Genomic DNA, 11,157 nt, shown 5'->3' with positions numbered 1-11,157 from the left:
AGGCTCAATGCCCGCCTCGGCGAGGCGCTCGCTGTAGCGGATGCTGACGTATTGCGACCCCCTGTCGGAGTGACAAACCAGGCTGCCATCGCGCTCGGGTTGCCGCGCGTACAACGCCTGCTCCAGCGCATCGAGCACGAAGTCCGTTCGCATCGAACTGCTCACGCGCCAGCCCACGATGCGCCGCGCGTAAACGTCGATCACAAAGGCCACGTACTGCCAGCCCTGCCAGGTCGAGACATACGTGAAGTCCGATACCCAGAGCTGGTTGGGTCGATCGGCCTTGAAGACCCGGTTGACCCGGTCCAGCGGGCATGGTGCCTTGCCATCGCTGATGGTGGTGCGCACCACCTTGCCACGGCGCACACCCTGCAAGCCCAGGCGTTTCATCAAGCGTTCCACCGTGCAGCGGGCAATGGAGATGCCCTCTCGGTTGAGTTGCTTCCAGACCTTGTCGGCACCGTAGACCTGCATGTTGGCTCGCCACACGCGTTCGATGTGAGGAGCCAAGGCACCATCACGCTGAGCGCGCTGACATCGCAGGGCCGGGTTGCGTTGCTGGGCGGCGTGGCGCCAGTAGCCAGACGGGGCGATCTGCAGCACCTTGCAGATCGACTCGACCCCGTAGGCCTGTCGATGCTGATCGATGAAGCCCTTCAGGACTTCAGACGGCGGNGGTCGAGCTCCGCCTGGGCGAAAAACGCGCTGGCCAGCTTCAGGATCTCGTTGGCCTTGCGCAGCTCCTTGTTCTCGCGTTCGAGCTCCTTCAGGCGCGGCAGGTCGGTCGTCGTGACGCCGGCTCTGGTGCCGGTATCGATCTCATCGCGCTTGACCCATTCGTTGAGGGTCTGCGGCACGCAGCCAATCTTGGGCGCGATGGATTCGATTGCAGCCCACAGCGAGGGGTACTCGCCTCGGTGCTCCTGCACCATGCGAACGGCGCGTTCGCGGACCTCGGGTGAAAAGTGGTTCGACTTCTTCATGGCTCAATCCTCTCAGAGAGTTGAGCCTCCTCAAAATACGGGGCGGTTCAAATCGACCCAACGGCGGTGTCAAGATCATTTTTTTGAGCGTGATTGAAGTCATGGTCGAGGCTCGTGTGAGGAAAACATGGGCGTGGACATGGCGTATGGGCGTAGCAGTCGATCGAGAGACTCTCTTATGGTTCAGAACTAGCGACAGAAGTGTCAATCCGTCCTCTCGCGCCCAGCGCGGGCATCTGACATTCACCCGTTCAATTTTGTACGTCGAAACGATGCAGCTCTAGTGAATTTAATCAGCAGGGGGTCGATATCGGTGGGTTCTCCCCGCGTTAGGCGGGGGAGCGTGACGAGGGAAGGGCATTAATGTTGAGGTGCTTTCAAGGGCCTAGGCTCTTTTTACCCCCAACTACTGCACTGGAACAGTTCAAATGCAAGACGATATCCCGAAGAATCCCAAGCGACAGAGGGCCATGCGCAATCCCGACGTTGAGAACACCAGATGTATGTCAGTTGTAGATTGGCTGGCAAGGGCAAGGGCAAGTTCAAGAGAGTTCATAGCCGAGTGCGAAGAACTAATAGAGAGGGTGGCAACAACTAGCCCTCATGAGGCGTTGTTGTGTGAGCTGATGCTGGTGTCTGGTCTTGAGCTATCCGAGGCTCTGAACTTTAAGCCGCTCGAATCAATTACGCCTGATGGATTGCTTATCAAATCGAGGGAAACAAATGGGCGGTCACGTTTAGTCCCTTTTGCGAAGTTGCCCCGTTCGCTACATCGTCAATGTAAGGTTTACTCTCGCTGTTTGCAACATTCAGTGAAAATTTCCGGCAATACAATGAGATATGAAGGTTTGTCTAAAGATCAGAGCTATCGAAGGTTTGAGCGTACGCTCGCAGTCCACTATATCTCTACCAGTTCAATGCAGATAACCTATCAAGACCTGCGTCTTGCGTATGCTCGCCTCATGTTTGAGGAATGTATAGGTTACCGGCAGACCGCCGAAAGCCAAAATACGCTCCAATCGATGCTAATAAACTATTTTGGGGTGCAGCCGGCCATCAAAGCGGTGATGCAAGCGCTGGGCTACAGTCCTCCGACTTCCACATTTGGTTGATTTGGGTGGCCAATGACAGCGCCGCTGCGCGTGGCCCAGGCGAGGGAAAGCACGTGTTTTGCTGCAAAACGGATGGTGTGGGCCATCCAAGGGATATCGCCCGGGTTACTGAGAACGACGATACGCGCCTGATTGCCCGATGCCGCGAGTGAAGACCAGAGCTCCAGAGACGGCTTCAACTCGTACTGCGGCCAACGTTGATACGCAACTTCAAAGCGTGGAAGCGGCGGTCGATCGGCAGCACGGCCAGTGTTCTCTCGAACAGATGAGCTTATTGCTATCACCTCGACATTGCAGACGCGATTCAGAATCGTGATTGAGATGGCCACCGTATTCGGGAGCAAAGCTGTGCAGTCCGAAGAACTTGTTGGCGAGGGTTCCGAGATCGCAGTGGCCAAGTTCACTACTAGCCCGATCTTGTGGTGAGTCACTGCCGTACGAAGTTCCTTTAGGACCGCCTCCCGTTCTGTGGAAAGCTTCACCCCGAAGTGCCACTGGGGTGTGAACACCAGCAGGATCGGTTCATACTGCAAATTGACCAAGGCGAGCTTGCCGAGCAGCGCATCCAGACGCATGGCTTGATTACGCTGTATGTCGGACCTTTGAAGCTCCACCTGAGATCGATTGGTCGGCATCGCTGCGACCGGACCTGCGTGGCTCGGCGCGGCCGTCTGATCGAAGGTCCCTCCCAATATCACAGTGGTGCAGATGGCAAAGGCGAGCGATCGCCCGGAGATCACGCTCACCGGTGCTTGCTGCTCACGTTCTCTGCGAATGGCGGTGACCAGCAGCGAGGTCAATACGCCAGCAACGACAAAGGTCAGCGCGCCCATTCCCCCTTTGCCGATGAAGAGCCAACCCAGGCCAGGATGCGCCAAACCCCATCCACCCATCGGCGTGATGAGTGTCACGAACCAAACGCCCAACAATGTGATGAACGGTCGAAATGCTGTCGGGTGGTGGCCACCATTGAGCGACCATACCGCCGAAGAGAAGGCCAGAACCAGGCTAGTGGTCACCAGCCTTTCCCACCCATCTATGCCCTGCGTGACCAGCAGCTCGCTGATCGCATAGGGACTCAGCGCGCCAAGGTAATAGCCAGCGGAGATTGCTAAAGCTCGCAGACGCGTCGGCTGAAGTCCGCACATGAAAGGCAGCAGGATGCTGAGAGCGCCGCCCCATGCGGTCCCAGGCCAGGCCACATAGCCAAGGGAGAGTCCACAGACGCCAAGCGCAAGCAGATACATCTCAAGACAGCGCTTCACTGCCGTACCTCGGGGTGGCGCGCGGCTAGCAGGCCCAGGTGGGAGACGATTCGTGACAGGCCCGTCGAGCCAATCAGATGGGACCGGAGGGGGACGCGAAGCTTTGACGCTGCATCGCCAGCTCGCGCGATATGGATCCACCTGCGATCCGCATCGCATCGGTCGAGACGAAGATCCCAGGTGTCATGGCCTGAGAGCTCGATCTCCAGCGTCAGCCAGTCGCAGATTCCCTTGGAAAATGCCTCTGCGGCGGGTAATACCGGACCTACCTTCGCGACGCATGCACCGTCTATCTCCAACACGAATTTCAGGACAGCTCTAAGGCGTTCGTCTTCGTGCAAACGGCTGAGCCATCTGCTTGGCCAGCCTCGTTCACTGCTTGCCACGAGCAGGATGAAGCCGACGCGCAGCGCTGAGTTGTTTTCGGGTTGATGTGCCTGAAGCGCCAGCCTATGTTGAAACGTGGCACCTCCGGGCAGCGCGTGTTCCAGCAAGAAGCGGGTGGTCTCAGGCCCCCAGTGCTCAAGCTCTGCAACCCACGGTAGCCGGCGCAGGACATTTGTGCGAACGCCTTCGGGTGCCCAATGTCGCAGGCCATCCTGAACCAAGTCCCAATGTGTTGAGCGCGGTGATAGAGCTGGGCCACTTTTGACGCTCACAAGGTCCATCTCGCTGAACAGTGCGGGGATCACCAAGAGTTCATTGAATGTGACTTTTTGGCGGTGCCGGTATGCCAGCCGAGTCGCTGTGACTGCGACTTGGTCCAGATCCTCTGCAGCTTGTACCCTGGGATGCAGAGCGTGCTCGCACGTGAGCTTGGAAGTACGCCCAGCATCCCTGGTTTGGCGTCCTTGTTCCATCTTGCTCAAACACCACACATTTGGTGGTTGTGGTTTTTCGTTCATGGCATCTCTCCAGCTCGACGGGTGGACTGTTTCGCACGAATCCAGTCGCACGCCTTTTGGCTTTGGCTTATCGGTGATGACTTTGTCATGACTGAATCAGTAGTCGCTGTCCTGCCAGAGGCGGTACAGGTGGTCCTCCTCCATCTGATCTTGAATCTGCTTGTAGGGATCGTCATCGTCGTCATCGGAGTTTGATGATCGGCCTCTCGCGCTGCTGTTGCCTTGAAACGCGATTACGACAACAAAAATCATGAACCCGAGCACCAGCCAAGTTGTGGAGTTCATACCCGAGCTCCTGTGAGGAAGGAACCTCGGCCAAGCGAGCGCCGTGGTTCCCTCGCGATGATTCGTGCAAGGGCCCAACGCAGAAAGCAAATCTGCTCTTGCAGGTTGCTAGGTTCAGGCATCGTGCGCAGCCCAAGCTCGTCGACCATGGCCTCGAGCAGGGGATCCAAAGCACTACTGGTCGCCCAGAACGAGAATGCCAGGCCGGGCCGCAATTGACGCAGCTTCTGCACGAGCAGGTTGCGTCCGCACACTGACTTTAAGAGCCAGTGGGGCGCCCTGGTCATAGATCGATTCAGCGCGGCAACGTCGAAGTGCTGTCTCAGGCTGCGGCGCCACGCCGTGGCGCGAATCGCTTCTTGGTGAGTGGGAGTCATTCGTTCCTCTTGCGTGTGGATTGGTCAGACCAAGTTCGCACAAGAGGCCCTGATGTCAAGGCCGCGCGGTCAATGTTTCGTCGACTGCAGCTCGCCCTGCAGGCCGCTGGCGAGCGGAGTACATCGGGTGAATGGAAAATCTAGGGGCCCGTTGCCAATGCTCAACAAACCAAGTTGCGATGACATTCGCAGGAGCACGCTTTTCCGCTGCGCTCAGCTTGCTTTCTGAGCATGGACGCCTAGAATATTTTTCAACGATTGTGTTCAACCAGGAGTTCAAATGTCGGCGCCAGATCTGCTCAAGGTATTCATGCTTGTTGGAATCCTGTTGGCCATTTGTGGAATCCGTTGGTTGAACAGAGAAATTGCAAGGCTTGCAGAGGAGAATCGGCGCAAGCGTACTTGTATGGGTTGCAGTGAAGAGTCACCCTGAAGTATTCACCTCACCACGATCTGTTGTTGATCGAGCTGATGGTGACTACGTCACTTCATCCCACTCCTGGCCAAGTCAGGCCGACGCCTTTCGGTTCCTTGTTCGTTCGTACGCGGGTCCGAATATGCTCTTAAAGCTTGCATCGAACGGGCTGGCAACGGATGCTCCTTCCTCCAAGGGATTGGCAGCATTGACTTGGATGTTTTCAGGTACGCCAGTGGGAACCGATAGATTCAGGGGAGCGACTGACGCTTTAACTGCAGTTGGCGTGGGATGCAGTTGGCCGAAAGGCGGCAAGCTCCAGCGGCCCATGGCCATTCGGAACTGGTAGCCCAAGTGGACCAACTGCAGGATCTCCATGTTGAGACCTGCAGGGCTGATCCCCTTGAGATAGTCCAGGACTCCAACTCCATCGGGGGGAATCGTGACTCGGACCCGCAGAGCTTCGTCTGGATTCTGTGATCGTTTTCGTTGCGCCATGGTGTGATCCCTTTGATCAACCGTTCGCGTAGGCTTCATTCGTAGCGTAGTCGGCGACTACTTGGAAGCCGCGCACGTTGGAGAAGGTTGAGCCACCATCCATCTTCAGGCGGCGCCGCAGTCCGGGTGCGTGTTCACGGAGAAATTCAAAGAACACCGCACCACCACCACCGCAGACCAAGATGTTGTCAAAGTCATTCAAGGCGCCCACCGTGTTTAGCATTGCCTCGTAACCCCTGCGCAGGACCTCGTTGATGGCACCCTTGTATCGGGCCATTTCGTAGTCCTCGCCGCCAATGCGAACGGTTTCCCGGTTGTCGCGGATGGCCAGGTCAATCGCCTGAATCACACCGTATTGATTCTTGAGCTCCGGATTGATCGCTTTGGCCACTTCGTACGCGCACGCCAGCATCGACTCTGGATGAGCACCCGACCGTTCGTAGTTGGGGACCTTGTCGTAGGCCGCCAGAAAGTCAATCGTTCCGCCGCCCACGTCGACCACGAGATTCCAACCGCTCATCTCGAAGTCCTTGTGCGTGAGGCCGTAGTAGTAAAGGGCTCCTAGGGGTTGCACCATGACGGAGGCGTCCAGCACCGTTACGTGCCTTGCACCCACTTCAGGATTTGGGCTGTTCAGTGCGTGTCGGCCGATGACCAGCTCGCGCAGGTGGTCACCGTATGCGTCAAAGGTGTTGAGGGGGAGTCCTACGGTCAGGTGCTGAATCGTCATCTCTTTCGGATTCCCTTCGTCACTGAGCATGTAGTGCATGGCTCCCCGCATGAGCGCGAGATAGGAGGGAGAGGTGCAGTAGTCCTTCATGACGTGCCGTGGCTGGAGCCCCTTGAGGTGCATCTCGACCCCACGACCGGCAAAGTGAGGCACCCCATTAATTTCGCTGATGCAGCCGTCGGCTCCAAGGGTGCCGGGGGCATGTCGGAAAGTAGCGCCTGCCCGTAAGGTGGCGGTGATCGACGGAAACAGGTCCGCATGGATGAGTGGGACACCTCGTGCCACCTTGTGGCCACAGGTGAACTTGGTATTGGCGTAGCCCACGTCGATGGCTCGTGCGGGAACAGTGATCAGATGTGCGTCGCGTTTCATAGGTCTCTCCAGGTTTCTTGTCTGCACAAAATTGTGCTGCTGGGAATTCTGTTGGGGCCTTCGCACCTCTGCAAGCGATGCGGACCAGTTGCTGGCCACGGGAGGCCAAGTCGGGCCAGTGCAGGCCACAAACTGCAACTCTTGCGAAGCGAACCCTTGTCCACGCTGTTGTAGTGGCCAGGGCGGGCCACCTGAGGTCACTGGCGGCCACAAAGCATCCGCGCGGGAGGCGAGTCCCGGCAACCACGTCAGGGTAGGGGCCGTAGGAGGCCATGGCAGGCCAGTTGCGGCTACGACGCGCAGTGCGCACGCAGGGCTGAAGCTGGCTTCTTCGAAAGTGAGGCCACGAGTGGCCATGGGCGGTCACAACGTGTGGGTCAGCTAGAGAATCGCGCCTCACTGCGGTGTGAACCTTCGTGTGGATACGCGCAATCAGGTGGCTCTATTGATGTAGGGAGCTAGAGGGCAGGGCTGCCACTTCTTGTTTCCTCAATCGAAGAATCGTTTTACGCGTTCAAGCACCGTGTTGATGGCGAGATATCCACAGGGCCCTTTCACCCAACCCACTTTGTGTGTCTGCAGGAGTGGTGGCAACCAGAGTGATATGAAGGCTTTTGATCTGAAATGACTTTTTTGCCTTTTGGCATGAATGACACGCTGCGGGAGAGTGTTTTGCCATCTGTGGACAAGGGCTCGGGCAGACTACGTTGTGCGGTGCCTATCCCCAACTGGTCCGCATCACAAGACAAGACTGCAAACAGCATCTACTATTCCTTCACCTGTACCTCTGGTACTTAGACATCCCAGTGATGTCCCACTCCCTACACAGGGAAAACCGCTAACCGACGCTTCACCATGAGTGTCCTAAGGCAACAAGCCGACTTCCCACATCGGAAGTCGCAAACCAAGACGGTGCTCTGTATGGAGCGTCGCAAAACAGGTCGAACAACGACCAGCTGCTGAGCCCGCGACGCGGTTCAGAAGTGGCGACCCCGAATGGGGGCTGCCCACAGCAAGCCAATCAGGTCTTCCTTCTTGGAAGCCGCCAGCCAACGCTCTGAGCTACGGAGCGGGTGTGGACGCGCAAGCGTATAGATCAACTCACGTTTTGACTTTGCTCTGACGACTACCTGCGGGTGGTTTGTCACAAGTACCTCCCGCCTGGCGCGTTAGCCGGGAGCCCTCAGGGCCTAAAAAGGGGCAGGTTGGACAAGCAGCAAAGGACAACGCCGCCAAATCAGTCTGGCGGTGAAGTGAGTTCACCCGGGTAGTGAATAACTACCCCGGTCTAGCCAGCCCACATGGCTCTGTCTGAAAAAGACAGTACCCCCCCAACGCCGTAACTGCGTTGGGGTGCTCATCCAGCAAGGATGGGGGTCACACGGGGATTCCACCTGTGCCGGCAGGACAGCTTGCTAACGAAAAACGGAAATCACCGAAGACTGACGTGCCATGCCCAGGGGCCTTGTACCGGGCGACCAGTAGCAAAAAGACGAATGAAAAGCCAGAGCCCCGATGGCCAGGTCAAATTCCCCCACCCTTGGCCACCCCAAATTCCCCCAGGCAGGACGGTCGGATTATGACGACTCGGGTGTGATGGCGATGCGTGCNCCCCGATGGCCAGGTCAAATTCCCCCACCCTTGGCCACCCCAAATTCCCCCAGGCAGGACGGTCGGATTATGACGACTCGGGTGTGATGGCGATGCGTGCAGCGGCCTCCTTGAGGCGGTAGCTCTTGCCCTCGAACTCCAGCATCGCGCAGCGGTGCATGAGGCGATCCAGGATGGTGCTGGCCATGGTGGCGTCGCCGAGGTATTTGCCCCAGTCCTGCACCACGCGGTTGGACGTGATGAGAACAGCGCGGCGCAGCTTGTAGCGCTGGTGCACGATGGCCTGTAGGACTTCAGCGGCATGCTCGCTGATGCGTCTGGCCAGGAACAGGTCATCGAGGACGAGCAGGTCCGGCGCGACCCAGTCCTTGAGCAGCTCGGTGCGCTCTGCCGTAGTGGCCAGCGCGTAACGGGCGAACTCGGTGTCGGCTTCCAGGTAACGCACGTCATAGCCCTGCAGCGTGGCCTGGTAGGCCACGGCCTTGGCCACATGGCTCTTGCCGGTGCCCGGCTTGCCGATGATCAGCGCGTTGGCCCCCTCGCCGATGAACTTCAGGGTGTGCAACTCGAAGCAGGCGCTGCGCGGCAGCTTCGGGTTGAAACGCCAGTCGAAGTCAGCCAGCGAGGGGCGCTCATCCAGACCCGAGCGCTTGAAGCGGCGCTCGGTCAGGCGAGAGCGCCGGCGGTCCAGCTCGTCTTGCAGCATGGCGGCGAAGGTCTCCAGGAAAGGCTGCTGGGCGGCCTGGGCCTGCATCACGCGGGTGGACAGGGTCTCGGCGATGCCGGACAGGCGCAGCTCGCGCAGCGCGCGTTCGATCTCGATCATGTTCATGGCTGAACTCCCGGTGCGTTGGTGGTGTTGTTGGTGGTGGTGGTGGTGGTGGTGGTGGTGGTGTTTGCCGTGGCGGCGGCGAGCGCGAAGAGATCGCTGTACTCCTCAGCGTCTCGGATGAGCTCATGCTGCTGCGTCAGCGCGTGGGCACCGGCGGCGGGTGCTTCGCCGCAGGCAGCCTCGATGGCCGCCATCGCCTGGGCAAAGAGGGCTTCGGTCAGCGCCAGCACGCGCTTGTAGCTGTAGACCCCTTGCTCCAGGGCCTGGGCGCAGGCGGCATTGATGCAGTGCGCCGGGTAACGGCGCATGAGTCCCACAATGCCCCAGAGCTTGCGCTGCCCGACACGACCCTCGATGGCAAAGAGCAGCTCACACAGCCGGCTGGCGTGCTCACCAATCTCGCCGGCCTGACGCAGGATCAGGCGGGTCTCGCGAGACGGATTGAACACCCGCTCCTCCATGGGCAGAATCACCGTGCCGGGACGCTCGGCCTTGGCGTGGGTGCGCAGCAAGGCACGGGTGTGCATGTCACGAATCTCGATGCGCTGGGCGTAGATGCGCACCAACACCTTGGAGCCGATGTTCGCCGGGCGAGCGGCGTAGCTGCTGTGATCCACCCGCACACAGCTGTCGTCGCAGACGGTGCGCACCGCCTCGTCGAAATACTGCATTCCCAGCACTGGCAGGGGTTTGAGGTGGCTGCGCTCTTCCTCGAACATGGCCTGCACCTGGCGTCGCTCGGTGCCGTGGATGCGCTTGGATGCCCAGCTCTTCTCCCAGTGCGCCAGGAACTCGTTCTGGGCCTCGATGGACTCAAAGCGCCGGCCCTTCAAGGCCGTGGCCTGGGTATGGCCGATGGCATGCTCCACCGTGCCCTTGCGGTTGGGGTCTCGCACCCGCGCCGGGTCGGCCACCACGCCGTAGTGCGCCAGGGCGGCGGCGTACACCGGGTTGAGATCGGGCTCGTACAGGTCGGGCTTGAGGACGCCTTCCTTCAGATTGTCCAGCACCACGTACTGGGGGCAGCCCCCGAAGTACCGCAGGGCCCGCTCGTGCAGCTCGGCCCAGATCTGCTGGCTGGACTTCCAGACCACGCACCGGAAACTGGCACGGGAATACCGCAAGGTGGCCACGAACAGGCGGGGCTTGCGGTACCGGTCGCTGCCGGGCACGCGGGTGGGCGCGCCCTCGCCGTAGTCCACCTGCATCTCCTCGCCGGGCAGGAAGGACAGGCGATCGAACTGCTCGGGCTCCTTGTGCCGCAACTTTGCACAGAAGCGTTTGACCGAGTTGTACTGGCCATCAAAGCCGTGCTGGTCGACCAGGTCCTGGTAGATGGCCGTGGCGTTTCGCTTCAGCCGCAGCTGGGCTTCGATGAACTCGCGCCAGGGTTCGCACAGGGAGGTGGCCACCGGCCCAGGAGCCGGTGGCCAGGGTGGGGGAATTTGACCTGCCGAGCCGGTGGCCACCCCGGGGGAATTTGACTGCAGTTGCTCCAGCCAGCGCTGGTGGTAGCTCCTGACCGTCTTGCGGTCGATGCCCGTGATGCGGGCGATCTCGCGTTGCGATGTGTTGCGCTCCAGCAGTGTCTCTATGGTGGCGCGTTGGTTGGACTTCAAGACATTCACTCCTTGGCCTTCCCTCGGGGAAGACTGGATCAATGTCCTGCCAACAGGTGCCGACGACGCCGGCGTTAAACCCCTATCCCCGATCAGTTCAGGTGGGGGAGTTTGAGGTGGCCATAGACGGGGGAATTTGGGTGGCCATCAGGG

7 protein-coding genes, 2 pseudogenes and 1 other annotated feature are annotated in these 11,157 nt (G+C 59.4%); of the genes and pseudogenes, 1 reads left to right on the top strand and 8 read right to left on the bottom strand.

From position 1 onward, the window contains the following. Both ASE11_RS26530 and ASE11_RS26525 read right to left on the bottom strand, forming a co-directional pair. Positions 1–675, bottom strand: a pseudogene (locus ASE11_RS26530) (IS3 family transposase); the annotation flags it as partial. Further along, positions 586–705 (bottom strand) — a sequence feature (AL1L pseudoknot). It overlaps the preceding pseudogene by 90 nt. Then, positions 677–983 (bottom strand): annotated as a pseudogene (locus ASE11_RS26525) (transposase); the annotation flags it as partial. Its footprint overlaps the feature before it by 29 nt. A 428-nt stretch (positions 984–1,411) precedes the next feature. Here ASE11_RS26525 and ASE11_RS25795 point away from each other — a divergent pair. Next, positions 1,412–2,095: a hypothetical protein gene (locus ASE11_RS25795; RefSeq protein WP_156406283.1), complete on the top strand. Its 684-nt coding sequence runs from the start codon at positions 1,412–1,414 to the stop codon at positions 2,093–2,095. Here the strand turns inward: ASE11_RS25795 and ASE11_RS08770 are convergent. From ASE11_RS08770 to istA, 6 genes are all read right to left on the bottom strand, one after another. Further along, entirely contained in the window at positions 2,065–3,342 is a 1,278-nt protein-coding gene (locus ASE11_RS08770; RefSeq protein ID WP_056269341.1) for a hypothetical protein, read from the bottom strand. The genes ASE11_RS25795 and ASE11_RS08770 overlap by 31 nt on opposite strands. A 14-nt stretch (positions 3,343–3,356) precedes the next feature. Beyond that, a complete protein-coding gene (locus ASE11_RS25790; protein WP_156406282.1) occupies positions 3,357–4,265 on the bottom strand; it encodes a hypothetical protein in 909 nt (302 codons plus the stop codon). 96 nt (positions 4,266–4,361) lie between these two features. Continuing rightward, positions 4,362–4,550: a hypothetical protein gene (locus tag ASE11_RS08760; RefSeq protein ID WP_056269337.1), complete on the bottom strand. Its 189-nt coding sequence runs from the start codon at positions 4,548–4,550 to the stop codon at positions 4,362–4,364. Positions 4,551–5,856: 1,306 nt separating this feature from the next. After that, positions 5,857–6,942, bottom strand: coding sequence for a plasmid segregation protein ParM domain-containing protein (locus ASE11_RS08745; protein ID WP_056269330.1), 1,086 nt, complete (start codon positions 6,940–6,942; stop codon positions 5,857–5,859). Between the two features lie 1,678 nt (positions 6,943–8,620). Then, positions 8,621–9,385, bottom strand: a complete 765-nt coding sequence (gene istB / locus ASE11_RS08740) for an IS21-like element helper ATPase IstB (RefSeq protein ID WP_056269326.1) — start codon at positions 9,383–9,385, stop codon at positions 8,621–8,623. After that, positions 9,382–11,013 (bottom strand): IS21 family transposase, encoded by a 1,632-nt coding sequence (gene istA, locus ASE11_RS08735; protein WP_056269324.1) that lies wholly within the window; start codon positions 11,011–11,013, stop codon positions 9,382–9,384. Before istA ends, istB begins: the two co-directional genes overlap by 4 nt. Positions 11,014–11,157 lie beyond the last annotated feature (144 nt).

It is taken from the genome of Hydrogenophaga sp. Root209, from assembly GCF_001428625.1.
Taxonomy (GTDB): domain Bacteria; phylum Pseudomonadota; class Gammaproteobacteria; order Burkholderiales; family Burkholderiaceae_C; genus Hydrogenophaga.
Note: the sequence above shows the minus strand (reverse complement) of the source record. Positions and strands in the feature narration are given on the sequence as shown.

Coding starts and splice junctions, on each gene's coding strand:
- ASE11_RS08770 (WP_056269341.1), bottom strand. CDS start 3,342: ATGTATCTGCTTGCGCTTGGCGTCTGTGGACTCTCCCTTGGCTATGTG.
- ASE11_RS08745 (WP_056269330.1), bottom strand. CDS start 6,942: ATGAAACGCGACGCACATCTGATCACTGTTCCCGCACGAGCCATCGAC.
- istB (WP_056269326.1), bottom strand. CDS start 9,385: ATGAACATGATCGAGATCGAACGCGCGCTGCGCGAGCTGCGCCTGTCC.
- ASE11_RS08760 (WP_056269337.1), bottom strand. CDS start 4,550: ATGAACTCCACAACTTGGCTGGTGCTCGGGTTCATGATTTTTGTTGTC.
- ASE11_RS25795 (WP_156406283.1), top strand. CDS start 1,412: ATGCAAGACGATATCCCGAAGAATCCCAAGCGACAGAGGGCCATGCGC.
- ASE11_RS25790 (WP_156406282.1), bottom strand. CDS start 4,265: ATGAACGAAAAACCACAACCACCAAATGTGTGGTGTTTGAGCAAGATG.